Source organism: Burkholderia sp. BCC1047, assembly GCF_902833155.1.
In the GTDB taxonomy this organism is placed as follows: Bacteria; Pseudomonadota; Gammaproteobacteria; order Burkholderiales; family Burkholderiaceae; genus Burkholderia; species Burkholderia sola.
Window position 1 is genome coordinate 150852 of the sequence record NZ_CADFEH010000009.1, and the last position, 26632, is coordinate 177483.

Below are 26632 nucleotides of genomic sequence, written 5' to 3' on the forward strand. Positions count from 1 at the left end.
GTCTGTCCGCATTCACGCGGCGACCGGCTTCAGTACGAACGGCTTCGTGCGATTCGACGAAGCCGTTCGTGTTTTCCGAGGGCGCGGTAAACGCCCCCATCAGCGCTTACGCCACGCTTTCGTCGTCGACGTCATGCGTCGTCGGTTCGTACCGCACGATCAGCAGAAACACGATCGGCGTGACCGCGCTGATCGCGACGACCCAGAACATGTCGGTGCCGAGGCGGGCCTGCAGGATCGGCAGCACGAACAGCGCCAGCGCCTGGCCGATGCCGCACAGCGACCGCCCGAATCCCACGCCGGTGCCGCGGATCGCGGCCGGATACGACAGCGTCGGATAGATCATCATCTGCGCGCCGGGGCCGAAACCTTCGGCGAACAACCACGTACCGAGCATCAGCAGCACGACGCCGACCGCGATCGCCCCATGCGGATGGCCTGCGAGCGCCAGCGCGACGAGCGCGACCGTTTGCAGCGCGAACCCCGCGATCGCGACATGACGCGACGCATACCGATACGCGAGGCGCATGCCCAGCAAGCCGCCGGTGAACGCGAACAGCACGTTCAATGCGAGCGATGCCGCGATCGTCTCGAACACGCCCGCACCGAGGAATTGCGACAGGATCGACGGCAGGAAGAACGCGATCGCCGTGTATTCGAACGGGATGCACAGGTTCATCACGCTGGCGACGATCGTCCTCCCGAGATACGGACGCTCGAACAGCACGCGAATCCGCACGGGCGGCGGGCTCGACTCGCGTCGCGCATCGTCCGCTTCGTGCGCATGAATGCCGTACGACTCGCGCAGGATGCGCGCGGCGTTAGCCAGATCGCCCTGATTCGCGGCCCACAGCGGCGACTCGTTCATGAAGCGGTTGCGGAACAGGATGATGACGAGCGCCGGCACCGCGCCGAAAATCAGCGATGCGCGCCACAGCCAGCCCGCATGCTCGGCCGGCAGCAGGAAATACAGGCCGAAGATCAACAGGAAGCACACCGACGACGCGACGTACCACGTCGGGCACCACGCAGCGAGCCGCGACGCCTTGTTGCCGCGGCCGTTGAACTTCGAGAATTCGGCAAGAAACGCCATCGCGACGGGCAGGTCGATGCCGACGCCGAGCCCCATCACGAAGCGCGCGGCGATCAGCACCCAGACATTCGGCGCGAGCCCGGCCGCGATCGCCGCGACCACGAAGAACAGCATGTCGGCCATGAACACCTGATAGCGGCCGATCCGATCGGTCAGCCAGCCGCCGATCAGGCTACCGAAGATCGTGCCGATCATGATCGCCGACCCGACCAGCCCGGTCAGCGCGGGCGTCAGCCCGAATTCGCGCGCGACGTCGTCGATGCCGTACGACAGCGTCGTCAGGTCGTACGCGTCGAGAAACACGCCGCCGAGCGCCAGCAGCACGACCATCCGTGCGTGGCTGACCGAACTGTCCACCGTATTGATCAGGCGCGCGACGTCGCTGGCCGAGCGGATGGGAGAAGAAACCGGCGTGACCGGGCTCAGATCGATCGAACTCATCGGATTCCTTAGTTTGATGCCGAATGCATGGCAAGGTCGTCGTGAAGGCGGGAACCGGGCAAGTGCCTGCGCGACCATCGCGGCGTCGAACGAACGCGGCGCCGCTGTCGCCGGGTTCCGGCAGCGGAAATTCTGTTCCTCCGGTCCGGCAATCCCAAGCGATATAAACCGATAAATTAATCGGCGTGCGTCATAAAGTTGCGCGGGCGGCGCTTAGCAGCAGCACGCATGTGCAATCGCGAATTCCTTCGCTAACGGATCGCCTGCGCTTCGTTACATTAGCCGGTCACGCCGGCCCCACCTCGCCGGCCCGCGCGGCACACGACTTCATTGCGCAGACACCGACCGCACGAACGCGGCCAAATCGCGATTGAACCGCTCGGCTTCCTCGATGAACGGCGCGTGCCCCGACTCCGCGTACACCTTGCTGGCAATGCGCGGATTCAACTCGGCCGCGCGAGCCAGCGTCGCGTGCGTATCGACCAGCGCGTCACGGCCGCCGTAGAGAAACAGCAGCGGCACACGCGCATGGCCGAGCCCCGCGGCGGCGGACACCGACATCGTCGGAATCGCCTTTTGCATGTCCCACGACGCCATCGCGGCATTCGCGAGCAAGCGCTCGAACGTGGCGGCATCCGGCCGACGGTTGAAGCACAGACCGACGAACGTACGCTCGCCATCGAGATGCGTTTTGAGGTCCGGCGCATTCATGTCCCGGTACACGTCCGGATGATCGACGATCTGGCCCGGCGCAAGCTCGACCACGCCATCGACGTACACCGCGCCCGCGATCGCGCGATCGCCGTATTTGGCGAGGTAGTTCGAGATCACCACGCCGCCGAGCGACCAGCCGACCACGACGGGTTTGCGCGCATGCGCACCGTCGATGACCGCGGCGAGATCGTCGCCCCAGCGGGTTCCGTCGCGATACGGCTGCGCGCCGATCGGCTTGTCCGACAGCCCGTGGCCGCGCAGGTCGTACGTGATGATCCGGAACCCGCGCAGGTCGGGGCTCCGGACCTGCGCGTCCCAGTTCAGGCGGCTGCCGAGCAGGCCGTGGATCAGGATGACCGGCACGCCGTCGGGGTCGCCGCTTTCCTGCACGGCCAGCTTCACGCCATCCGTCGACGTCACGGTATAGCTCAGCGGTGCGGCGGCCGCGTCATACGCCAACGCGAACGGCGTCGCCCACCAGATCACGGCCATCAGCCAGCGGATCAGCACTTGGGTCGTCACGATTTTTCCTCCAGGGTGAACGGACGCCCAGTCTCAACCCTCACACTGATGTGAGAGTCAAGCGGATCGTGCTAACCTGCTTTCCATGAAAAACCCGCCTACCCAGCCCCTGTTGACCATCGGCAAACTCGCGCAGCTCACCGGCGCGAGCGTGCGCTCGATCCGGCACTACGACGAACACGGCCTGCTCGCGTCGGTGCGCGCGGCCAACGGCTATCGCCTGTTCGCCGACAACGCGGTGACGCAGGTCAAGCAGATTCAGCGCATGATCGCGACCGGCTTCACCCTCGACGACATTCGCGGCTTTCCGGACTGCATGCTGCTGATCGACGGCGCGCGGTCGTGCGACCAGATCTCCGACGTCCAGCGCGAACGCCTCGAAGCGATCGACCGCCAGATCGCCGATCTCGAAAAGCGCCGCGCACGGCTCGTCAAGATGTTGCGCGATGGCGCGGTGCCGCCGCTCGATTGACGCGCGGTTCGCCAGCCCGGATCGGGCGCCGTCTCGCCCGTCGGGCCCCCTCCATACAGAAATCGCTCAAGGATGCGCGACCGCCGCGCCACCACGAAAAACGCGCCTATTCAATGACGGTCGATTACAAACGCTTTTTATAAGCGCATCCTTGACATGCCGAATCGCGTGGTATTTACTCCCATTGCACTCGACGCAATACGCAATCGCAGCACGAAAAACAACAGAACTGAGAGTTGCATTTGCATCGGCATGCAAGAAATGCGCGTCGGCGAAATGCAAGACGAAGAAGTAAAACAGACGTGATCCGAACGGGGGCCACATCCATGTCCGCTACCAGCAAACCGCCGCCTGGCGGTTGATTCCCGCCATTCATCCATCCGACCACGCAGGTTCCCCGCCGGTTTTTCGATAGAACCGGGGCGGCATCGTCACGTGCGTCGTCCACCCGCATCGCATCGCGCATGCGTCGGGTTTCAATGCGAGACGGCATGTTCGCGGAATACTCATTTTAAAAACCCGGTGAGTCCCGAATTTCACCGGTCGCGCAATATAAATTCGGGATTTCTTTAAAAAAGATGTGCCTCGATATTTCACATATTGATGAAGGAATGAAAATGAGTACCACGACGATCGAAAATGCCGGTTACGGGGTCTACAACTCGACCATCGATGTCACGACCCAGGTGGCGGCGGCCTACAAGAACGGCCAGCGCGTATTCACCGCCAACAATCAATGGGGCGATCCGGCGCCGGGCGAGCGCAAGTACCTGTACATGTTCTGGACCCGCAACAGCGAATGGCAGTCGGGCGTGACCGGCGAGAACGATTCTCACGGCGTGACGCTGCCCTGAACCGTATTCCGCGCGCGGGACGGGCCGCCGCGTCGCGGCAGCGTGCAGTCGCCGTACGGCCCGTGCGCGTCATCCCGCGCACAGCGTGTTTCCCCACCCTACCGATCGACAGGAGTCTTTCATGCCGTCCATCTACGTGCAGAACATCTCGATTCCCGTGAGCACCGCCACGCCGTCCGACTCGGGCGTCATCACGGCCCAGACCACCTACAGCTTCCCGACCAACGTGATTGCGGCTGGCGCGTCGGTGGCCAGTTACTCGGCCTCGTTCGGCAGCACCGACCACCACCTGCGCACGGTAGGCGCGAGCGTGCAGGTCCAGACGCAAAACAATTCGCCGACGGTGACCATCACGGGCTCGCTCCAGCTGATCGACAACAGCAACAACGAACTCAACCCGAGCAGTTGCTCGTTGACCGCGTCGGTCATTGCCTGGGCGCAATAAGCGACGTTCGCCGTCGCATCGCCGCGATGCGCGGCGTCGCTCCATTGTCCGGTTTGCAGTCGTGCCTTTCATGGTCCTCCGCCCGCCGTTCGGGCCGAGGACCATTTTCTCGAGGAGTCGCCATGTCCACCAGCGCCAGCCAGCAAGCCGACATCCCCGCCCTGGGCGTGCTCCAGTTCGACGCCGGCAGCTTCGGTTCCGCCGTGAACCTGTTCCGCGGCAATCTCGCCTTTCCGCTCAAGCTGCTGACGCTGCCGGCACGTGGCGGGCTGGCGTTCGACCTGACCCTGCTGTACCAGAGCAACGTCGCCGACCAGGTCTCGCAATGGAACCTCACGAACCCGAGCGGCGCGCTCGGCGTGGGCTGGAGCATGCCGCTCGAACGCATCGTCGCGGAAACGCAGGGCACGGGCAGCCCGCTCGACGTCCAGTATTACCTGATGAGCCAGGGCCAGGCGATGCAGCTCGTGCCGATCCCGACGGCGTGGAGCCGCGGCACGCTGCCCGCCGACGCGTTCGACGCCGCCGCGAACGCGGCGCTGTTCGCGAGCGACCGCGTGCCGGCGCCGCTCGCGTCCGCGCTGGAACGACACGGCTGGCGCCCGTCGGGGGACGCGCGTATCGCGTCCACCGGCCGCCCCGACGAGTGGCGTCTCGACGATGCGCCGCTGCGCCGCTCGCACCTGTTGCGCCGGCAACCGGACGGCACGATCGCCGTGACCACCGACGGCCAGTCCTATGAAACGGCGCCCTACCAGTTCTGGCAGATCACGCACTACCCGGCCTGGGACAGCTGGGAAGTCGTCCGCCCGGACGGCACGGTCGCCACCTACGGCGGCTCGGATGCGGCCGCCGCCGCGCGCAACCTGATCCAGTGGGGCATCCGCTGGGGCAACTGGGTCGGCCCGAGCCGCCGCGCGGAAAACCAGCAGCGCTACGCGCTCGCGTGGAATCTCGCGCAGTTGCGCAATACGCTCGGGCACTGGATCGAATTTTCGTACAGCACGATCGAGCAGGCGGTCGGCGACGGCACGTTGACGTACACACGCGAATGCCAGATCGCGAGCATGGAAAACGATCTCGGCTGGTCGTGCCGGTTCGCGTGGCAGCCGATGACCTACGACACCCGCTCGCTCGATGCGCCGAAGGAATACCTGGCCGCGCACGGCGACCCGACCCAGGTGCCGGGCGACCAGCCGAACGCATGGCAGGATCGTTACGAGACGCGCTATCTCGACCACGTCGACGTGATCGACGGCTCGGGCGCGCAGCAGACCCGGCTCGATTTCGACTGGTACGACCTGACCCTGCTCGCGCCGCGCGACGCCGCCAATCCGCTCGCCACCGGCGCCTGCTACAAGCGCTATCTGAAAGGCGTGACCGATACTTTCAGCGGCGGCGCGGCCCGCCCCGGCATCGCGTTCGACTACAACTTCGATGCCGACGGCGCGCCGAACCCGGGCGCGATGACGTCGATGACGCTGCCCACCGGCGGCGTGCTGCGCTACACGTACGCCGAGATCGACGTGGGCGCGGACGAGAACGTCGATCCGGGCTCGCGCAATCTCACCGTCGACAATCCGTTCGGCGCCAGCCGGCCGGGCGCGCCGCGCATCTGGTACGGCGCCGACTACGTGGCCGTCGCCTGGTACGAGGCCAGCGAGAACGCGCTGCTGGTGAACGTCTACACGTGGCTGGGCCGCTGGATTCCGGCCTGGACGGACTGGCAGCGCTTCGACGGCGCGCTCGATCTCGATCGGACGGTAGCCACGACCAGCGCCGACAGCTTCATGCTGCTGCTGGCCAACCTCGACGACACGCAATCGACGCTCTATCTCGCGTCGCGCCGGCCGGTCGCGAACGCGGACTGGCATTTCGCGGGCGAGCCCGGCTCGCCCACGCCGTACCGCTACGACAGCACGCAACTGAGGATCGCCAACGGCGCCGACTTCTTCGTCGTGATCGACGACGACGATCGCCGCGTCGACCGCTACGCGCTGAACTGGCAGACGCGCGACTGGGACGTCGCGCCCGCGCTCGCGAGCGGCACGTGCTGCCCGTCCGGCAGCGTCAATACGCAATCGTACGTGGCGGCGGCCACGAATCACTATCTGGTGTTCTGCTATGACGAGGACACGGCGCGCGGCCGCTTCAGCCTGATGGTCCGCGATGCGGCGACGCTGGCGTGGCGGCTCGGCAGCACGCTGGACACCGACGCGATCACGATTCCGGCGGTCGGCGCCACGTCGTATTTCCAGCTGTCGATGGGCCAGGGCTTCGCGGCCGCCGCGTGGATCGACCGCTATACGTCGTCGGGCGGCATGGTGCAGGCTTTCGACTACCGCTTGGCCGTGCTCGCGTGGGACGACGACTACGGCAACCTCGCGTTGCGCCCGCTGCCCGACGTATTCGACGGCCCGGGCTTCACGAACCTGTCGCCGGCGTTCATGCAGACGCTCGGCCCGGTGATCACCGGCAACAGCCTGATCGGCTCGGGCCCGAACGTGCTGGTGTTCGACGGCGTGAGCTGGTCCTACCATTTCGCCGGCATCCAGTACCCGCCCGGCAGCGACGCGAACCGCCAGTTCTACTGGTACGCGTGGGATCAGCTCGGCGTGCTGAAGACGGAGAACACGACGTCGGCGCTCTACGCCGCGCTCGACAGTTTCGATCGCGACGCCGACACGCCGTGGGTCACCCAGGTGCTGCAGGACGAGGACCCGGCGCCCGCGGACCGCGAGACGCAGGGCTTCCCGACGCTGGCCGGCACGTTCCTGTCGCAGAACCGCGACCTCTACGGCCGGTCGGTCTGGCCCGCGTGGAACCCGCTCGCCGGCTTCCGGCTGGGCGAGATCACCGTCGATCGCTTCGACAGCACGACCGTCATCAACCAGGCGCCGGACTTCCTCGCGTTCATGACGCTCGACGCCGACGGCGCGCCGCTCGACACGCAGGTGCGCTTCTTCTGCAACGGCGGGCTGCTGCGGGACGCGCAAGGCGAGCCGGTGGTCGAGCGTTTTCCCGGGCAGCAGATGTTCCGCCTGCTCAACAGCACGCTGCATTACGAAACGGCGATTTCGGGCAAGCTGCCGGCGATTCCGTCGGGGTTCGTGACCTTCCCGTCGGGCAACGAGATCGACGCATCGACCCACATCACGCTGCACCGCTATGCGAATCACTCGCTGCATGCGCCGCTGGCGGCCTTCGTCGTGACCGCGCTCGCGATGGACAGCGGCTACGACTCGATGCTGCGCTGCTACGCGTATGCGGACGTGTCGGCCAACACCGATCCGTCGGGCAGCATCGTGCAATTCTCGACGGTGTCCGAATACCAGGCGTGCGAGACGCCGCAGGCGCAGCGCTACGGCTGGACCACGAGCCATTTCTACAACGGCCTGCCGGCGCGGACGCTGCAGTTGCCGGACGATTGCCGCATCCGCGCCGGCGTACGCGGGACGGCCGCGCCCGTCGACGACGCGTATTCGCTGGCGGCCGGCCTGTTGCTGTCGAGTTCGGTGTACGACCGCGACGGCACGCTGCTGTCGTCCACCACCAGCGACTGGACCTACACCGACCAGGTCGCGAGCGACGCGAACGGCGCCACGCTGCGCAATCTCTACGACGCCGTGCCGCAGATCGCGACGTCGGTCGAGAGCCTGCAGGGCGTCGCGCGCACCATGACCTATGCGTACAACGCGGCGTCGGGCTATCCGACCACGGTGCAGACCGCCTATTACGACAGCCGGGGCGAGCTCAACGTCACGCAGCGCACGTCGCTGTTCGGTTTCGAGGTCTACCCGGCGATGTGGAGCGCGCACATCCTCGCGCCGGTGGCCAGCGCATCGACGCGGGTGCAGGCGGACGGCGGCTGGCTGTTGCAGGCCGCGAAGGCGCAGACCTTCCGCAGCTGGGCGCACGACGACGGCACCACCTATCTCGCGGAAGCCGACAGCTGGGTCGCGGTCGACGAGAACGCGCCGCCGTTCGCCGCGTGGAACGGCGGCCAGCCCGGCGCGGGCTGGCTGCTGGAGGAGCGTATCGACACACGCGACGGCGAGGGCAACGTACTGCTCTCGCACGACGTCACCGGCCGGCCGATGGCTTCGCTGTTCGACGATGCAGCGCGCTTTCGCATCGCGGGCTTCGTCAATTCGGCGGGCGGCAATGCGTACGACAGTTTCGAGGATTACCAGCGGCCGACCTGGAGCCTGCCGGCCGGCGCCGCCGTCTATCGCGACGACGCGGCCAGCGGCACCGCCTGCCTGCAGATCACCGCGTCGGCGACGCTTACCCGCGCCGTGACGCTGACCGACGGCCGCGCGCGGCAGTTGTTCGGCCTCTGGTTCAAGAGCCCGCCCGGCGCGACCGCAAGCGACTTCACCGTGACGTTGACGCTCACCGCGCCGGGCGGCGCGCAGTTGAGCCGGCGCCTCGCGCCCACCGCCGGCCAGTGGCAGCCGCAGCAATGGACCGTCGATCCGTCGTCGCTCGGCCTCGGCGCGAACGCCACCGTCACGCTCGGCATTCGGGCCGAACTGCCGGCGGGCGGCGCGGCGTGGCTGCGGCTCGACGACGTGTTCTTCACGCCGCTCGACTGCCAGTTCCAGTCGATCGCCTACGACGGCGCGCGGCTGCGCACGCTCGGCACCACCGCGCCGAACGGCGTGCGCTCGCGCACGCTCTACAACCCGTTCGCCGAGCCGTCCGTGACGGTCGGCCCCTGGGACAATCCGAGCCTGATCAGCATGACCTGGTTCGCCGCGCAGGACACGACGATCGGCCCGGCCGCGCCGTTTCCGCGCGCCACGCCGAACGCGGCGATCAACGTCAACGGCCAGGGGATCGGCATATACGACGGCTTCTGCAACGGCGCGCTGGCGTTCTACACGGCCGCGTCGGGCAATGCGGCCGACTGGAGCGCGGGCGGCGGGCTGCTCAGCTATCACGGCGAAGCGGCCGGGCCGCTCGGCGCGCGGCTCGAACGCACCGGTTTCGCGGCGGCGAGCATCGCCGCGCGCGTGCTGGTCGACCGCGCCAGCCTCGGCGACGCGGTGCTCGGCACCGGCACCTGGTTCGTCGGCTTCAGTCCGGCGCAGGGCTGGCGTCTGTGGCGGCTCGACGGCGCGAACCCCGTGCTGCTGCAATCCGACAGCGGCGCGCCGGCCGCACGGGAATGGCTGCTGGTGGCCGTGACGGGCCGCGTGCTGTTCTTCGCCGACGGGCTCAAGGTGTTCGAATATGCGGACGCCGCGATCGCCGCCCCGTTCGGCGTCCAGCTCGGCATGACGCAGCCCGGCAGCTTCTCGGCGCTGGCCGTGGCCGAGGACGTCGGCCTGAGCGTCGAGTATCGGGACGGCCTCGCGCGCAGCCTGCAGACGCTGAAGCTCGAATCGGCCAACAGCGCGGTGCTCGACACCGGCGTGTACGACGATCGCGGCAACACCGCGATCCGGGCACTCACGAGCCGTGTCACGGTGTCCGGCGCACAGGCGTTGTTCGTCTACCAGGACGGGCTGGTGACCAACGGCGGCGCCGACGGCAGCCTCTGGCAAGGCGCGCCGCTCGAGGGCGCGCTCGCCGCGTGGCATCCCGACGCCGGCGGCTATCCGTTCGCGCGCACGGTCTACGAAAACGCCCCGCTCGGCCGGCCGGTGGCGTTCGGTCAGCCCGGCTACGACTATGCGATCCGGCCCGGCAGCACGCATTACGCGACGCGCGGCTACGGCGTCAACGCCGACGCGGGGCGCTTCGCCTATCCGCTGCCGATCGGCGAGTATCACCTGACCACGGACGTCGATCCCAACGGCGCGGTCACGCAAAGCTGGTCGGACACGGCCGAGCACCTGATCGGCCGCGTCGTGCAGAACGCGCTCACCGACCACAGCCTCGACTGGCGCATGAGCCAGATTTACGACGCGCAGGGCCGCACCATCGCGTCGGTGCCGCCCGCGTCGTACGCGGCAGGCGGCGCCGGCACGAAAGCCGTGCCGGCCGGCAGCAGCACCGCCGACTACGACTTCGCCGGGCACCGGCTCAGCTCGACCGATCCCGACAGCGGCACCACGCAGATCGTCTACAGCAGCGCCGGGCTGATGCGCTTCCTCGCCGACGGCAATGCATTGAACGACGGCTACATCGCCTATCGGAAATACGACACGCTGAGCCGCGTGATCGAGGAAGGCACCTGTGCCGTCGCGTGGGATCGCGCGCAGCTACAGCAGCATGCCGACGACCCCGAGTGGCCGCCGTCGCCGCCCACCTGGAGCGTGCGCCGCCACTACGACGGCGACGGATCGGATGCGACCCAGGACGACCACCTCGCCGGCCGGCTCTGGAAGGTGGAGGTCAACCAGGGCGACGCCGGGCAGGCCGGCTTGACCGAGACGGTCGCGTACGACCGGGCCGGGCGCGTGCTCGCGCGGCGCCGGCAATTCGCGGGGACGCCCGCGGGCGACTGCGTCATCGCGAATACGTGGTCGGCCGGCGGCAATCTTCTGTCGAGCACAGATTCGACCACGGGGCTCGTCAGCCTGCGCCGTTACGACGCGCTCGGCCGCGTGCTCGAGGTCGCGGCCGATACCAGCGGCACGACGACGGTGCTGATCGCGCACGAGTACGAGCCGAACGGCAAACCGGCGCTCACCCGCCTGCTGCCCGACGGCAAAGGCGCGTCGATGCTGTCCCGACGCTTCGCGTACACGCCGCCCGGCTGGCCCACCGTCAGCGATGCCGGGGGCGTGCTCAGGGAAACGCTGGCCTACGACACCGGCGCCTGTGAGGGCGGCGGCTATTACAACGGCGAAATCGCACGACAGACCGTCACGTCGGACGTGCCCGGCGGGTCGGTCGGGCCGGCCTGCACCACGATGGATTCGCTCGGCCAGCTGACCGCGTTCGGTTCCGGCGCCGACGCGCAACGCTGGGAGATCGACCTGAACGGCAACTTCGAGCGGCACACGCGCGGCGCCGATTCGGCCGGCTACACGTATGCGGCCGGCACCAACCGCCTGACCGGCTACACGGCCGCGCAGGACACCACCACGTTCGCGTACGACCATGCGGGCGGAATCGTCGGCGCGAGCGACGGCGCGGGTGCGACGTGCTGGCAGATCGGCTATGACGCCGGTACCGGGCGGCCCGTCAGCTACGCCGGGCCGGGCGCGTCGCTGTCGATCCTGCGCGACGCGGACGGCAATCGCGCGGCGCTGACCCGGACGAGCGGCGGCGCGACCACGCAGCGCTTCCAGACGTCGATGCCCGACGGCGAACTCATGGTCGACGCGGCAAACGGCGCGAGCGCGCCGACCCGCTTCATCGCCGCGCTCGACGTCCAGGTGGCATGGCACGACGGGCGCTTCTACTTCGCGCTGCTCGACCATCTCGGCAGCGTGCGCGTGCTGCTCGACGCGAGCGGCGAGACCGTCGGCGCGTGGCAGTACGACGTGTACGGCCAGCCCACCGTGCTGATGGCCGCGCCGTTCGCGTGGCCGCGCCTGTTCACCGGCCACAACTACGACGCGGATTCCGGTTTCTACGACTGCAACGCGCGCTTCTACCACCCGGGTTACGGCCGTTACCTCAGCGTCGACCCGATGCTGGAAACGCCGTCGCCGTACGTCTATGTCGGCAACAACCCGCTCGTCTTCACCGATCCGAGCGGCATGAACGTGTGGGGGATCATCGTCGGCGCGCTGGTCACGCTGGCGGTGGGTGTGGCCGGCGTGCTGCTGCTCGGCACCGGCATCGGCGCGGCGATCCTGGTGGGCGTCGTGGCCGGCGCGGTCGGGTCGATGGCCGGCGACCTCATGAGCATGGCCACCGGCGACCAGATCAGCTGGAAGCAGTTCGGCATCGATGCGCTGGCCGGTGCGGCGGCCGGCGCGGCCGGCGCGCTCGCCGGCGGCGGCGCCGGCGCACTGACCGCGCGGGCGGCGCTCGGCCTGAGCGCCGGCAAGGTGGCCACCACGCTGTCGGTGTCGCTCGTCTCCGGCATCGCGGGCGGCGTGGCCGGCGGCGCGGCCGGGGCCGGCGTGACGGCCGGCATGACCGGGCAGCCGTTCTTCAGCCGCGCGACCGCGCTGAACATCGCGATCGGCGCGGTGGCGGGCGGCGGCGCCGGGCTGATGGCGGCGGGCGCGCACCTCACCTTCTTCACCGGCAAGGCGTCGGTCGGCGTGAACCCGACGCCGCTGGAGAACGCCGGCGAAATCCCGAACTATCCGCCTCCGAACGCGCCCGGCTTGCCGAGCGAACCCGGCCAGAGCGGCCTGGTCGGCAAGATGCGAATCCTGATGCCGAACGATCCGGTCACGGCCAGCGTGAAAGCCCGGTGGGATGCGTTCACCACCGATCTGCAGCGGCAGCAGTTCGCGGAAAATCTCACGCGGGTCGGTACCCTCGACGTCGACGTCGTCGCGACGCACGGCATCTCGCGCAGCGCGATGGTCGAGTGGACGGGCGCGAACGGCGTGCCGATCAACCGGCCGACCTCCGCGTCCACGCTGGCGCGGTTCCTGCGCGCACAGGGCTATGGCGCGGCCGATACGAATTTTCCCGCCGCGTCGGGCAGGCCGATCAAGCTCGTCACCTGCTTCGCCGGGATGGCCGGCCGCTTCAGTTTCGCGCAGGCGCTGGCCAACGAGCTGCAGGTCGACGTGTACGCGCACTGGTGGGTCGTCTATCCGACCAACAATGCGACGCCATGGATCCGCTTTCAGCCGCGCTGACGGCGCGACGCATCGCGGCAGGCGACGACGGCAGGCCGCGTGGCGGCCGTCGCGGATCGGGCACACTACGCGGCTTTATTCTTTTGCCCGTGGGGTGGATTTCCCCGATCCGCTTGTTCCGACGTCAATCGTCGAAGGTGCCCTGATATTCCGGCGCCGCATCCGCGCGCGTGTTCAGTTCGAACATCACGCCGCCCGGCGCGCGGCAAAAGAAGCGCGAGCCGCGCCCGTTGTTGAAGACGTCCGTCTCCATCGCGACGCCCTCCTCCTTGAAGCGCGCGAACAACGCTTGCACGGCATCGAGGCTCGGCAGTTCGAAGCCGACGTGGAAATTGGTCGGCCACGCGGGCACGCCGTCGCCGACGTGATCGATCACGACGTCGAAGCCCGGGCGTTTGAGGATCCACGATTTGTCCCAGCTTCCCGCGATCGTGAAGCCGAGGTATCGCTCGAAGAATCGGGCCGTCGCCAGCGTGTCGGCAGAGGGGAAGCTCAGGTGGTTGAGTTTCATCGTGTGGGTCGTTTCGGTCATGGTCGCGCTCTCTGATGCGGTGAAGGGCGAAGGCTCCATGCCATGCCGCCCGAGGACTTCAGAATACGAGCGCGGGCTCGCATTCCACAACTCGCATTGGACGTTCCGCCGGAGGCGCGTGGAACCCTTGCCGCGCCGTCGGTTGCGGGATGGCGACGATCGCTCCCAATGGTAGTACTCGCATTCGCGACGGCATCGTCGACGGGAAATGCCCGATCGGCTGGCGACAGCAAACGACGAAGGCCCGGGATTCGCGAACGAACCCCGGGCCTTCGGTCGACAGCGGATGGTGCCGGGCTGAGTATCCATTGCCCGGCACCGCGCCTCGCTCAACGCGACGCGGCCTGCATCAGAACTGATAACCCGCGCCGACCACCGCGCCGAAGTCCGACCGCGCGTTGCCCGTCACCGATGCCTTGACGACCCAGCGGTTGCTCTCCGTCACGTACGAGTAGCCGGCCGCGAAGCCCTGCTGGCCGTGATAGTTCGACGTCGCCGCCGACACCATCGAGCGCCCCGCGCCGGTCGGCTGCGGCAAGCCGGCCACCGCCATCGCCGACGCGACGCCGCCGTACATGTCCTTCTTCAGGTCGTTGAACGAGTTGTACACCTGGCCGATGCGCTGGTCGGTATAGCCCTTCGCCTGCGTCGACGCCGTCGCGAGGTTGTCGTTCAGTTGCTGTACGTTCACCGCGTCGGTCGGCGCCGTGCCGGCCGCGACGTTCGTGACCTGGCGCTCGCTGCCCTTCGCACCGACCGAGAATGAGTTGTCGCGATCGGCGACCGAGCCCTGACCGACCGCTACCGCATTCTTGCCGGTTGCGGTCGCCGTCGACCCGATCGCACCCGCATCGGCGCGCGCGATCCACGTGGTATTCGCATCGGTCGCGGTCGCACGGATCCGGTCGTTGACCGCGACATTCTGCAGCGCGGCGTTGAACTGGCCCATGTTGACCGCGTCGTTGGCGTTCACGCCCGCCGCCACGCCGGTCAGCACGCGGTCGCCCGCCGTGCCGGAGAAGTTCACGCTCGTGCCGCCCGACTCCTTGCCGACCGTGATCGCGCCGTTCGGGTCCTGCTGCTGCACGAGGCCGGCCTTGCCGTTCGCGATGTTGGTCACGCTCCCTTGCAGGTTCGAGATGTCGGTGGTGTTCTTCGACACCTGCTGATTGGTCGCGTACAGCTGCGAGCCGTTCACCGCGTCGGTGCTGGTCGCGCCGAGCGTGCCGGCCTGCACGTTGGTGATGCGCGTGCCGCCCGCGCCGCCGAGCGTGATCGTGCTCTTCGAGCTGTCGTCGTACTGCACCGCGAGCGCGCCGAGCTGGTTCAGGTTCGACTGCACGTCCTTCAGCTGCTTCACGTTCACTGCGTCGGTATCGCTGGTGCCCGCCGCGACGTTCTTCAGCACGACCGCCGACGTGGCGTCGCCGCCGACGAGCGACACCGAATTCAGCCGGTTGCCGCTCGGGTCGACGTCGTACTTGACGACGTTCTTCACCGCTTCGCCGGCCTGGTTCGACACGTTCGTGATCTGCTGTTCGAGCGCGGTCTTCACGCCCGACAACTGGCCGCCGTTCACGGCATCCGTGCTGCCCGCGGCGAGGTTGCCGTCGGCCACGTTCGTCAGCTTCGTCGGCGCACCGCCGCGCGCGGCGTTGAACGCGCCGAGCGTCGGGTCGAATTGCAGCGCATCCTGCTGCAGCCCGGCAATCGCGGCCGTGTTGTTCGTGATATTGGTTTCGGCGTTGCCGAGGCGCGTTTCGTGATTCGCGAGCGTCGTCGTGTTGCTGCCGACGCGGCCGTCGAGGTTCGTCAGCGCGTCACCGACGTTGTTGAACGCGCTGCCGCCGATCTTGTAGTTCGGTGCGCCGATCGAGCCGTCCGGGTTCGCCGTCGCGCCGCCGCCGAGCGCGGCCGCGGCGCCGTCGGTCGCGCGACGCAGTTGCGCGCCGTTCACCGCATCGGTGCTGCCGGCCGCCACGTTGCCTTCCGCGACGTTCGTCACGCGCACCGGGCTGCCGCCGTTGCCCGCGCCGAGCGATACCTGCTGCTTGCTCGCATCGTCGTATTTGACGGCGAGCGCGTCGAGCTGGCTCGTCCCGTCGTGAATCGCCGCGTTCAGCTGATCGACGTTGACCGCATCCGTGCCGCTCTTGCCGGCCGCGACGTTGCTGATCAGCTGCGGGCCGTGGCCGCCGTGGCTCGCATCGTATGCGCCGAGGCCCGGGTTCCACTGCAGCGCGTCCTGCTGAAGCGCCGCGATGTTGCCGGTGTTCGTCGTCACCTGGTTGCCGACGGCCGTGATCGACTGATTGAGCGTGTCGGTCGCCTTGCCGAGCTGGCCGACGTTCACGGCGTCGCCTGCCGCCACGCCATCCGCGACGTTATGCAGGCCGACCGGCGCCGTTGCACCCGTGCCGCCCAGCGTGACGCCGCCGTGCGCATCGTCGTCGTACTGCACTGCGTTCTTCGTCGCGTTGCCGATCTGGCTCGTGATCGACGTGCTCAGGTTGCCGAGCGTCGTGCTGAGGTTGTTCGTCACGCTCGTGCTCAGCGATGCAAGGCCGCCCGTCAACTGGCCGACGTTCACGGCGTCGTGCGTATCCTTGCCGTCCGCGACGTTGTGCAGCGTCGTGCCGTTGGGGCCGGCGAACGTCACCGAATCGAAGCCGCTCGCGCCGTCGTACTTGACGTTGCGCGTATCGGCCGCCTGCAGGCCGGCGATGTTCGACGTCGCCGTGCTCAGCGATCCGCTGATGCCGGTCACGCTGTTCTGCAGGTTCGTGATGTTCGACGCCGCCGTCGACAGGGACGTCTGCAACGGCGCGACGCTGCCCTTCAACTGGCCGACGTTGACCGCATCGGTATCGGCGACGCCGGCAGCCACGCCGCCGATCGTCGTGCCGGTCGCGCCGTCGAGCGCGATCGCCGCATGCGAGTCGTCGGTGTATTTGACGACGTTCTGCGTCGCCGTGACGATGCTCGTGCTCAAGCTATTGCCGACGTTGGTCACGCGCTGGTCGACGTTCGAGATCGTGGTCGACAGCGAATTGCCGACCGACGTCACGCGTGCGTCGACATTGCCGATGCCCGTGCTCAGCGTGCTGTTCACGTTCTTCAATTGCTGGACGTTGACGGCGTCGGTATCGGCCGCGCCCGCCGCGACGTTCTTGAGCTGGCGTTCGCTGCCGAGCGCGCCGAACGACACCGCGCCGCCGACCGGCGCGGCCGTGCCGCCGAACACCGGCGTACCGCCGTTGTTCGCGCCGATGCTGCCCGAGCCGATCGCCACCTGGTTGTTGCCGTTCGTCTGCGCGCCGGCGCCGATCGCCACCGACTGGGTGCCGGCGGCACGGGTCTGCGTGGCCGCGTCGTACGATGCGCCGGCCGATACGCCGTCGCTCGACGTCGGGTTCGCGCCGCCGATCGCGACCGAGCGGTCGCCGCTGGCGAGCGCCGAGTGGCCGAGCGCGATCGAGCTCGTGCCGTGTGCATCCGCGACGTTGCCGAGCGCCATCGAGAAATCGCCGACCGCTGCCGACTGGCGGCCGATCGCCAGCGCCGTGTTGCCCTGCGCGACCGCCACCGTGCCGATCGCGGTGGACGAGTTCGCCAGCGCCTGCGAGCCGACCCCGATCGCAATCGCGCCGCCGCTGCTGGCGCCGCCGTTGCTGCTCGCATTCGACTGGTCGCCGATCGCGATGCCGCTCGCGCCGGCCTTCGCATTGGTTCCTTGCGTCACGTTGGTGGTGCTGACTGCCACGTAGCTGCCGTTCTTGGTCGCCACGCACAGCGGGTTGGTCCCGTCGATGCACTGACCGTTCAGCGCGTTGTCCGGGTTGCCGCGGTCGACGAAATTATCCGCGTGGGCGGCGCCGGCGATCAGCACACCCGCGCCGGTGAACATCGCGGCGGCGAGCGCCGAAATCTGCTTCCTCTTCATGGTCTTCTGCTCCGTTGTGTAGCTTCTGGTTTGAATACGGACTACTTACTTTTATTGACAGCTTCGACTTCGATTTCGACTTCGTTTCGGAAGCGGATTCCGCTACCGGGCCACCATATCGACACGACACGCATCGAGCACCCGTTTCAGCAGGGCGTTCGGAAGCCGCGGGCATGTCGTCGTCCCGACGTCCCGTTCCGTTAATTCGACAATTGCATTAGGAATACGTATTGTTTCTCATGGACGAGTTTTTCCCCGACTGAATCCGGAGATTCAACCCGTCGTCATGTGCATCCCCGATTTGTCGTCGCGCGAACCGCGACCCACCACGCTTCTTTTATTTCATCCCGGGCAACCGGGGGTTTTCATTTCCGTGCAGCAAGCACGGGCCTGGACAGTCATCAATTGATGCGCCGGCCCCGGATCAGGCAACGTCCGTCACTGCTTGCGGCGCTTCCGCTGCCCTGCTCCACCCGTCGCTCAAAGTTCGGACGAATTATGAGACACGAGCCTGAGTTATTAAAGACGGCATTCTTTATAGATTGTAAAATTCAAAATATTCAATGACTTAGATAAAACACATCCATTGCGCAAACGATTTCGCACCGACGCCGTCATTCAAAATATTTTACCGAGCGGATAAATACTTTGCCAAAGCGGATTCCAATAATATTTTTCTTCAGAAAGACAATCGCAAAACTGCCCGGCTGTGCGATTTCTCACTGGATATACGCGTAAACCATGAGTATTGACGCACGTCGACGCCTTACGTTCCTGTCGCAAACCGCCATTTTCGATAATCGAGAAGATTGAATGATGCGAATAGAGTCGTCATGGCTGGCCGGATTCGAAATATGCTCCTACAATTCCGCTCGCATCGATTCCGGCAGTCGCGATCGTTCTCCACGCGCTCACGGCAATCCGTCGCGTGTCGACCGGCTCCGTGATTAAAACGACGAACGCCGTGCGATGCGTCGCCACAGAGCGGCTTCCGACGTTTCCACCGCACCGGGCAGGCCACCCGCGGAAACGCAGCCAACCGCCTTTTCACCACAGGTGCACGATGTCTTCACCGATCTCCGCGTTGAGCGACGCGCATATCCTGATCGTCGACGATCAACCCGACCAGCTTCGTCTGCTGATCGAGATCCTGCGCAGCACGGGATGCCGGATCAGCATCGCATTCGACGGCGCGCAAGCGTGCCAGCGCGCGCAGGCGCTGATGCCCGACCTGATCCTGATGGACGTGCGCATGCCGCACATGGACGGCTTCACCGCATGCCGCCTGCTGGCCGCCGATCCGCTGACGAGCGCGATCCCGGTCATCTTCCTGACCGTGGCCGACGCGTTGCACGAGCGGCTCGAGGGGCTCGAGATCGGCGGCGTCGACTATGTGGTGAAGCCGTTCGAGCCGGCGGAAGTGATCGCGCGGATTCGCGTACAGCTGTCGCGGACGAAGCGCGAACGGCCGGCCGTGACGGAGCATGCGGAACGCCCGCCCGCGGACGGCAAGGAAGACGACATCATCGTGCGCGCGGCCATCCGTCATCTGTCGCGCACGCTGAACGATCCGCCGACGGTGGAGGAACTGGCGCGCGCGGTCGGCACGCACGAAAAGCGCTTGTCGCGCGCGTTTCGCGACAATCTCGGCCAGACCGTGTTCGAGTATCTGCGCTACGAGCGGCTGCGGATAGCGCAGGATCTGCTGGATTCCACGTCGCTCAGCATCGCCAGCATCGCGAAGGAAATCGGCTTTTCCACGCCGGCCAATTTCGCGACCGCCTTTCGCGAACGGTTCGGCATCACGCCGACCGAATGGCGGCGCCAGGGCCATGCGGGCGCGCGCACCGCCGCGCGGGAGCCGCAACGCCGCGCGTAGGCCGCATGCGACGCGCTCGCGCCTACCAGTTGTATTTCGCGCTGGCCAGCACGGTCCGCTCGTTGCCGAACACGCACACCGCGTACGACTGGCAGCCGCTCACGTAGCGCCGGTCGAACAGGTTCGCGACGTTCACCGCGAAACGCCAGCGCGGCAGTTCGTAATGGATCGCGAGGTCGTAAAGCGTCGCGCTCGGCACCGTCAGCGAGTTGTCCGGCGCGCCCGCCGATGCGCTCTGGTAGCGCACGCCGCCGCCGACGCCGAGACCGGCCAGCGCGCCCGTATGCCAGGTCCAGTCGGCCCACATCGACGCGATCTGCCGCGGCAGCGGCACGGACACCGGCCAGTGGTTCAGCGACGCGTCGTTCGCCTGCACGTTCTTGACGTCCTGATACGCATACGACGCGACGATCGACAGCTCGCGCGTCAACTTGCCGACCGCGCTCAGCTCGATGCCGCGCGAGCGCACCTTGCCGGTCTGCACCGACGTCGTGCCGGTCGGGTCGAGATTGACCGGCGTCGGCGTCACGACGTTGGTCTGGTCGATCCGATACACGGCCGCGTTCAGCATCAGGTTCCGGCCGGGCGGCTCCCAGCGCAGCCCGGCCTCCGTCTGCGCGCCGCGGGTCGGTTTCGGCAGGCCGCCGCCGAACATCCGCACGCCGATGACCGGATCGAACGACGTCGAATAGCTAACGTACGGCGACAGCCCGGCGTCGCCGCGATAGGTGAGCCCGACGCGCCCGGAGAGCGCACTGACGTCCTGCTGCGCGTGCGTGCCGGCGGCGCGGTCGTCGAACCGCGCATTCACGACGTCCTCGCGGCCGCCGAGCGTCAGCGTCCAGCGCTGCCAGCGGATCTGGTCCTGCGCGTACACGCCGACCCCGTTCATCGCCGTGTACTGATCGACGTGGCCGAGCGACGTCGGGCCGGAGAAGATCGCGGCCGTCACCGGCCGATAAACCGGGTGGTAGAGGTCGAGCGACGGCGCGAGCGCGAGGTACACGCTATTGGTCGTCGTCTGCCGGTCGAACTGCACGCCGAACAGCAGCGTGTGTTCGAGCGGCCCCGTGCCGAAGCGCGCCTGCGCGTGGTTGTCGATGTCGAGCCGGCTGTAGTTGAGCTGGAACAGCCCCGCGAAACGCATCATGTTCGTCGTGCTGCGCGGCGCGAGACCGTTGCCGAACACCGTCGCATCGTCGACCGACAGGTGCGACCAGCGCACGTCCTGATGCAGCGTCCAGATCGCGTTCACGCGGTGTTCCAGCGCATAGCCGAGCGACCATTGCTTCTTGCGGTAGTCGTTGAACGACGGGTCGCCCATGTAGAGGTCCTGCGACAGGCGGCCGTTCGGGTTCGGCAGCACCGTGCCCAGCGCGGGCAGGAAGTTCGACGAGATGTCGCCGCTGTCCTGCAGGAACGTCGCGGAAACCGTCAGCGACGTGTCGGCGTTCGGCCGCCACCGGAACGACGGCGCGAGCGCGACGCGCCGGTCGCCGTTCGGGCCGGTCACCGCATTGCCGTCGCGTGCGACGCCGACGAAACGGTACGCATACTTGCGATCGGGATCGAGCGTGTCGCCGACGTCGAGCATCGCCTGCTTGCGCGCATCGTTGCCGATCTGCACGCCGGCTTCGCGCACACGCTCGCCGTCGGCCAGCTTCGTGTGCGCGTCGACGATCGCGCCCGGCTCGCCCGCGCCGTACAGCACCGACGTCGGCCCGCGCAGCACCGCGATCGAATCGATCGTGTACGGATCGACGCGCCAGTTCGCGATCACGGCCGTATCCGGCGCCGGCAGGCCGTCGACGTAGAGCGTCGGCGTGAAGCCGCGCAGCGCCGCATACCAGTCGGTGCGGCTGTCGGCGCCGAACGTCGCGAAACCGGGCACGTAGCGCAACGCCTGGTTCAGGTCGGTCGCGCCGGTCATGTCGATCTGTTGCGCGGTCACGAGGTTGACCGTTTGCGGAATCTCGTCGATCGGCGTGTCGGTCTTGGTGCCGGCGGCGGTGCGCCGCCCGACGAGCCCGACCGACGATGCGTCGGCCGGCCCCCGCACGTCGATGGCCGGCAGCACGGCCGCTGTCGCCGCCGGCGCCGATGCCTGCGCGTACGCGCCGCCCGCGGCGGCCACGCACAACGCTCCGCCGGCCGCGATCGCTGTCGCGCGCCGCCCCGCCCCTGTCTCCGTCCACATCGTGTCGATACTCCGTCGTGCTGGGTTGGCCCGTTCGGCCGAATCGGCGGGCCGCGTGTCGCCGGGGCCCGTCCGGTGGTGTCGTGATTGCCGTGCCGGCGAAGGCTGCGACGCGTGGATCGTCGGATGCACCGGCCGATTGCGTCGTTCGCGAGCGCAGCGATCATACCGGCCGAACGTGGCGCGGTCTTTAAAAAAGAAATCGGCTCGGCGACGGCGGCGGCACGCGGATTGCTCGTCGCCCGAACCGCATCAGGGACCCGGCGCAGCCGGGCAACGACGTGACACGCACATCCGGCAGGATTCACATCGGCATTTCGGGCTGGCGCTACCCCGGCTGGCGCGGGACGTTCTACCCACCCGACCTGAAGCAGGCCAAAGAGCTGCGGTATGCATCGGGCCACATGCAGACGATCGAAATCAACGGCACGCACTACAGCTTGCAAGCACCTGACAGCTGGCGGCGCTGGTACGCCGACACGCCGCCCGGGTTCGTGTTCAGCGTGAAAGGCTCGCGCTACCTGACGCACATGCTGCGCTTTCGCGACGAAACGGCCACGACCGCGTGCGCGAATTTTTTCGCGCAGGGTCTGTTTGCGCTGAAGGACAAGCTCGGGCCGCTGCTGTGGCAATTCCCGCCGTCGCTGCGGTTCGATCCGGCGCATATGGAACGCTTCCTGAGCCTGCTGCCGCGCGACACGGAAGCCGCGCTTGCCCTCGCCCGACGGCACGATGCGCGCGTGCGCGAGCCCTATCTGCAGATCGACCGCAAGCGCGCGTTGCGTCATGCGGTGGAAGTACGGCACGACAGCTTCGTGGATCCGGCGTTCGTGAAGCTGCTGCGCCGCCACAAGGTCGCGCTCGTCGTGTCGGATTCGACCGAGGCGTGGCCGCAGTTCGAGGATCTGAGCGCGCGGTTCGTCTATATCCGGCTGCACGGCACCGAAACGAAGTATTCGGGCGAATACGCCGATGCGGCGCTCGAACGATGGGCGCGCAGAATCGAAGCGTGGAGCCGGGGCGCGCAGCCCGACGATGCGCGTCTCGCCGCACCGGCGCTGAAACCGCCGCGTGCGGCGACGCGCGACGTGTACTGCTATTTCGACAACGACACGAAAACGCAGGCGCCGTTCGATGCCGGGCGGCTCATGGCGCGGCTCGGGCTGCAGGCGCACGATGCGGCGCCGGAATGAAACGTGCGGCCAACTGCGACCATCGGGACGCCGGTCCGGCACCGCAGGCCCGGGCCCGGAATATGCTCCTCCACTCGCGAATCGCGCCTCCATCGCGCCCCCGCGCGGCCGGTAAATTTTGCACCGCCGGTCACCCGCGCCATGGGCCAATACTGCAAGGAGAAAAACGATGACCCTGCTTATCTACCTGGTCGGATGGATCATTTTCATCGGCGGCGTCGCATGGGGTTTGATGACGCTGCACGTCGCGCAGTACGTCATCGAGATCGTGGCCGTCATCCTGTTCGGGATCGCGGTCATCACGGGCGCGACGCGCGCGAGGAATCGCGACCGGTCGTAGCGCGGCGCGGATGCCGCGATCCCTGCCGACAGCAGTGTGGACCGCGCAAAAGGCCGGCCGCTTCTCGCGCACACGTTGCAGCTGCAACTGCCGCATGAAGCCCATCGACACGGTCAATCGAGGTGTTCCGAATCGCCTGCGAGCCGCTCGTTCAGCACGCGCGCGTCGGCCTGCCGGTCCAGCGACAGGCACATGTCGCTCAACGCGTCGACGCGCGCACCGTCGAACGCCGTGCTTGCCAGCGCACGATATTTGGCCAGCAACGCCGCATCCGGCAGCGGATTGCGCGGATCGCCGAGGGCGATCGGAACGTGCCGCGATTCCCGCGTCCCGTCCGCGCGCTGCAGGCTCACCGTCGGCTCGTCGAGATCGCCGAGCGCCGGATCGACATCGACCGTGATGCGCGCGAGCAGCGCAGTCACGCTCGGGTCGGTGCGCCGGTCCGCACGATAGGCGTCGATCCCGGTGTCGCCGAACACGAGCGCCGCCGCAACCGCGTACGGCAAGCTCATCTGCGCGGACGACAGCGTCGACAGGTCGCGGCCGCCGCACATCCGCGCAACGAAGGCGCTCGCCCGCACCGTCACCCGTTCGATCTCGCCTGCCGCGAACGTGCGGCCGTCCGCGAGTTGCAGCGCCGCGTCGACCGCCGCATGCGCGCTGCGGCACGACGCGTGCGGCTTGATCGAGCAGCGCATCAGCTTCCAGTGCGCGCCAAGGCCGTCGGTCAACGCGTCGGGCGCATGCGACGGCGCGGCGAACGTGGTGAAGAAGCCGCCCCACACGTCGTCGAACACGCGGGCAGGGCCGCTCACGCCCTCCCGGGCAAGCAACGCCGCCAGCACGCCGCCTTCCGCCGCACGCCCGGCGTGCAGCCGCTTGGTCTGCGATCCATCGTGAATGAAGCTCCACAGGCCGCCGGCGAAGCTCGCCGCATGGCCCAATGCGTCACGCGTGCGCGCGGCGTCGAGTCCTAGCACGCGCGCGCTCGCGGCGGCCGCGCCGAACACGCCGCAACTGAGCGTCGAATGCCAGCCCGCGCCGTTATGGGCCGAGTAGCCGCCCGCCGCCTCGAGCACGCGCCGACCGACGTCGTATCCGAGCACGATCGCCATCACGCATTCTCGGCCCGCGACCGGTTGGCGGGCGCACGACAGCGCGGCCAGCACGGCTGGCAGCACGACCGCGCCCGAATGATCGCAGCCGCCCGAATCGTCGAGCTCGAGTGCGTGCGCGGCAATGCCGTTGACGAACGCCGCGTCGCGCGCACTCGCACGCCGTCGCGTGCCCCATAGCGACGCACCGCCGCGTCCAACGGCGCCGGTCAGCGCACGGGCGCCGCGCGTCTCGACAGCAGACGCGCCCGCCAGCGCGGCGCCGAACGTGTCGAGGACATGACGCCCGGCTTTCGCGACGACGTCGTCCGGCAATGCATCGGCGGAAGTCCGTGCGACGAATGCCGCGAGCCGCGTCGCGCGCGCTTGTGTGTCCGTCGTCATCGTGCCGCCTCCTCTGCCACGCAGCGTGCGAACACGTCGACCGGATGGCCCGGGGCGTTGACGGGTGCGTGCGCATGCCACCAGCGCGCGATGTCGTGCCCCGTCGCGAACCACGCATCGCCGGTGCCGCGCAAATGCGCGAGCAACGCGTGCAGCAAAGCGATCCGCCCGGCCGTGCCGATGATCTCGGGATGCAGGCGCAACACGCAGCACAGCCCGAAACGCCTGAACCCGTCGACGTCGCGCCGCCAGTTGTCGAGCACGTCGCGGTACGCGGCGATGCGCGGCTGGCCTGCCGGCACGGGCGGCGACAGGTTGAACTCGAAATACGGTTCGTCCTCGAGCTCGTAGTGCAGCGGCAGTTCGACGAGCCGTGCGCCGTTCCCGCGGCCAACGCCGCTACGCGGATGCACGTAGGGCAGATCGTCGCCGCGCCAGGACGACGACCACGTGAAACCTTCCGCGACGAGAAATTCGACGAAGCCGTCGGCCCAGTTGCCGGTGAACGAGCGAAAGCCGTGCGCGTCGCGACCGGTCGCCTCCGCGAGCGCCGCACGCCCCGCGCGGCACGCGTCGATCTGGGCGGCAAGCTGCAATGCATCGAAATCCTCGCAGCGATAGCCGCTCACGCCGAGCTCATGGCCGGCCGCGGCAATCTCGCATACCGTGCCCCGATGCGTTTCGGCGACGGCGCCGGGCACGAACCAGCTCGTCGGCACGCCGAACGCGTCGAACGCCGCAAGCAGCCGGTCGACACCGCGCGTCGCGCCGTAACGCCAGACCGACAGCGATTTCTCACGGCCGACAATGCGCGGTTCCCGCGTCTGGATGCCGTGAATGTCGTTGAAGTCGACCGTGATCGCGACCGCGTATCGCGCGCCGCCCGGCCATGCGGGAAAGTGGGTCACGTGCTGCTCCGTTGGATGGGCGCCGCCTCCCGCGCGGCCTGCCCGAGCCACCAGTCGGCGACATCGCGGCAGCGTGCGAACCAAACGCCGTCCTGCGCGCGCATGTGGCCGAGCCAGGCTTCCAGCAACGCGATGCGTCCCGGCTTGCCGCACACCTTGGGATGAAGAAGCGTCGTCAGGCACAGCCCTTCTCGGTATACGCCGTCGAATTCGCGCGTCCAGTTGTCGAGCGTCGCGCCGTAGCCCGCGATCCGGTCGAGTCCGGCCGGGTAGTCGGGGTTGCGGTGATACGCGAGCGACGCGTAGTCGTCGGTCTCCCAGCGGCCGGGAATCTCGACGAGCGGCGGCTCGCCGTCCTCGCCGTGCAGCAGGTACGGTCGGTCGTCGCCGCGCATCGAGCTCGAATAGCGCACGCCCGCTTCGCGCAGCACGGCCACCGTCGCCGCGCTCCAGTCGCCGGACGGCGTGCGGAACCCGACCGGCCGCACGCCGAGCGTGCGCGCGAAGATCTCGGCGGATTGCGCCATGATCTCGCGCTGCCGATCGGGTTCGAGCGTCCAGAACGCTTCGTGCCGGTAGCCGTGATAGCCGATCTCGTGGCCGCGCTCGACGATCGCCGCGCATTGCGCGGGCCACGTTCGCGCGACCCAGGCGGGCACGAAGAACGTTGCGGGCAGCGCGAAAGACGCGAGCATGTCGAGCAGCCGGCCGAGCGCGCGCCACGGCCCGTAGCTGCCGAGCGTGAAATACGCGGGGTTGCGCCAGATCGACCCGTTCAGCATCGCGTCGCCGGTCGGGCCGTCGAGATCGAACGCGAGCGCGACGCATGCGCGCTTCGCGTCGGGCCAGCGGGGCGCCAGGTCCGTCATCGCGC

Annotated in this window: 15 protein-coding genes; 7 read left to right on the plus strand and 8 right to left on the minus strand. The window is 67.9% G+C overall.

The features are described 5' to 3' along the window. Positions 1–106: 106 nt before the first annotated feature. Together HWX55_RS12505 and HWX55_RS12510 are read right to left on the minus strand one after the other, a co-directional pair. Entirely contained in the window at positions 107–1534 is a 1428-nt protein-coding gene (locus HWX55_RS12505) for an MFS transporter (RefSeq protein ID WP_175975851.1), read from the minus strand. Positions 1535–1861: 327 nt separating this feature from the next. Further along, positions 1862–2770: an alpha/beta hydrolase gene (locus HWX55_RS12510; protein ID WP_175975852.1), complete on the minus strand. Its 909-nt coding sequence runs from the start codon at positions 2768–2770 to the stop codon at positions 1862–1864. An 85-nt stretch (positions 2771–2855) separates the two neighbouring features. Between HWX55_RS12510 and HWX55_RS12515 the strand changes: the two genes are divergently transcribed. From HWX55_RS12515 to HWX55_RS12530, 4 genes are all read left to right on the plus strand, one after another. Further along, positions 2856–3242 (plus strand): MerR family transcriptional regulator, encoded by a 387-nt coding sequence (locus HWX55_RS12515; RefSeq protein WP_175975853.1) that lies wholly within the window; start codon positions 2856–2858, stop codon positions 3240–3242. A 617-nt stretch (positions 3243–3859) separates the two neighbouring features. Beyond that, on the plus strand, positions 3860–4096 hold the full coding sequence (locus HWX55_RS12520; protein WP_175975854.1) for a hypothetical protein: 237 nt from the start codon (positions 3860–3862) through the stop codon (positions 4094–4096). 121 nt (positions 4097–4217) lie between these two features. Beyond that, on the plus strand, positions 4218–4541 hold the full coding sequence (locus HWX55_RS12525; protein ID WP_050015283.1) for a hypothetical protein: 324 nt from the start codon (positions 4218–4220) through the stop codon (positions 4539–4541). A gap of 122 nt (positions 4542–4663) precedes the next feature. After that, positions 4664–13267, plus strand: coding sequence for an RHS repeat-associated core domain-containing protein (locus tag HWX55_RS12530; RefSeq protein WP_175975855.1), 8604 nt, complete (start codon positions 4664–4666; stop codon positions 13265–13267). A gap of 124 nt (positions 13268–13391) precedes the next feature. Here the strand turns inward: HWX55_RS12530 and HWX55_RS12535 are convergent, their stop codons facing one another. Both HWX55_RS12535 and HWX55_RS12540 read right to left on the minus strand, forming a co-directional pair. Beyond that, entirely contained in the window at positions 13392–13799 is a 408-nt protein-coding gene (locus HWX55_RS12535; protein WP_175975856.1) for a VOC family protein, read from the minus strand. A gap of 349 nt (positions 13800–14148) precedes the next feature. Further along, positions 14149–17742, minus strand: coding sequence for a YadA-like family protein (locus tag HWX55_RS12540; RefSeq protein ID WP_175975857.1), 3594 nt, complete (start codon positions 17740–17742; stop codon positions 14149–14151). A 1063-nt stretch (positions 17743–18805) separates the two neighbouring features. On the opposite strand from HWX55_RS12540, the gene HWX55_RS12545 reads away from it, so the two are divergent. Next, the gene (locus HWX55_RS12545) at positions 18806–19621 is read left to right on the plus strand and encodes a response regulator (protein WP_175975858.1); all 816 of its coding nucleotides are present in this window, start codon (positions 18806–18808) and stop codon (positions 19619–19621) included. A 22-nt stretch (positions 19622–19643) separates the two neighbouring features. Here HWX55_RS12545 and HWX55_RS12550 read toward each other — a convergent pair whose 3' ends face one another. Further along, a complete protein-coding gene (locus HWX55_RS12550) occupies positions 19644–21818 on the minus strand; it encodes a TonB-dependent siderophore receptor (RefSeq protein WP_175975859.1) in 2175 nt (724 codons plus the stop codon). A gap of 281 nt (positions 21819–22099) precedes the next feature. Here HWX55_RS12550 and HWX55_RS12555 point away from each other — a divergent pair, with 281 nt between their 5' ends. Together HWX55_RS12555 and HWX55_RS12560 are read left to right on the plus strand one after the other, a co-directional pair. Continuing rightward, positions 22100–23011 (plus strand): DUF72 domain-containing protein, encoded by a 912-nt coding sequence (locus tag HWX55_RS12555; protein WP_175975860.1) that lies wholly within the window; start codon positions 22100–22102, stop codon positions 23009–23011. A gap of 169 nt (positions 23012–23180) precedes the next feature. Further along, positions 23181–23351, plus strand: a complete 171-nt coding sequence (locus tag HWX55_RS12560; RefSeq protein ID WP_167351632.1) for a hypothetical protein — start codon at positions 23181–23183, stop codon at positions 23349–23351. A gap of 113 nt (positions 23352–23464) precedes the next feature. Here the strand turns inward: HWX55_RS12560 and HWX55_RS12565 are convergent, their stop codons facing one another. From HWX55_RS12565 to HWX55_RS12575, 3 genes are read right to left on the minus strand one after another with little or no spacing between them, the layout of a single operon-like run. Then, positions 23465–24850 (minus strand): MmgE/PrpD family protein, encoded by a 1386-nt coding sequence (locus tag HWX55_RS12565; protein WP_175975861.1) that lies wholly within the window; start codon positions 24848–24850, stop codon positions 23465–23467. Beyond that, positions 24847–25758 carry a polysaccharide deacetylase gene (locus HWX55_RS12570; RefSeq protein ID WP_175975862.1) on the minus strand — a complete coding sequence of 304 codons (912 nt, stop codon included), beginning with the start codon at positions 25756–25758 and terminating at the stop codon, positions 24847–24849. The genes HWX55_RS12565 and HWX55_RS12570 overlap by 4 nt, the downstream gene beginning before the upstream one ends. Beyond that, the gene (locus HWX55_RS12575) at positions 25755–26627 is read right to left on the minus strand and encodes a polysaccharide deacetylase (protein WP_175975863.1); all 873 of its coding nucleotides are present in this window, start codon (positions 26625–26627) and stop codon (positions 25755–25757) included. Before HWX55_RS12575 ends, HWX55_RS12570 begins: the two co-directional genes overlap by 4 nt. Between the last annotated feature and the right edge of the window lie 5 nt (positions 26628–26632).

Coding starts and splice junctions, on each gene's coding strand:
- HWX55_RS12530 (WP_175975855.1), top strand. CDS start 4,664: ATGTCCACCAGCGCCAGCCAGCAAGCCGACATCCCCGCCCTGGGCGTG.
- HWX55_RS12560 (WP_167351632.1), top strand. CDS start 23,181: ATGACCCTGCTTATCTACCTGGTCGGATGGATCATTTTCATCGGCGGC.
- HWX55_RS12535 (WP_175975856.1), bottom strand. CDS start 13,799: ATGACCGAAACGACCCACACGATGAAACTCAACCACCTGAGCTTCCCC.
- HWX55_RS12540 (WP_175975857.1), bottom strand. CDS start 17,742: ATGAAGAGGAAGCAGATTTCGGCGCTCGCCGCCGCGATGTTCACCGGC.
- HWX55_RS12525 (WP_050015283.1), top strand. CDS start 4,218: ATGCCGTCCATCTACGTGCAGAACATCTCGATTCCCGTGAGCACCGCC.
- HWX55_RS12520 (WP_175975854.1), top strand. CDS start 3,860: ATGAGTACCACGACGATCGAAAATGCCGGTTACGGGGTCTACAACTCG.
- HWX55_RS12550 (WP_175975859.1), bottom strand. CDS start 21,818: ATGTGGACGGAGACAGGGGCGGGGCGGCGCGCGACAGCGATCGCGGCC.
- HWX55_RS12575 (WP_175975863.1), bottom strand. CDS start 26,627: ATGACGGACCTGGCGCCCCGCTGGCCCGACGCGAAGCGCGCATGCGTC.
- HWX55_RS12505 (WP_175975851.1), bottom strand. CDS start 1,534: ATGAGTTCGATCGATCTGAGCCCGGTCACGCCGGTTTCTTCTCCCATC.
- HWX55_RS12545 (WP_175975858.1), top strand. CDS start 18,806: ATGTCTTCACCGATCTCCGCGTTGAGCGACGCGCATATCCTGATCGTC.
- HWX55_RS12565 (WP_175975861.1), bottom strand. CDS start 24,850: ATGACGACGGACACACAAGCGCGCGCGACGCGGCTCGCGGCATTCGTC.
- HWX55_RS12515 (WP_175975853.1), top strand. CDS start 2,856: ATGAAAAACCCGCCTACCCAGCCCCTGTTGACCATCGGCAAACTCGCG.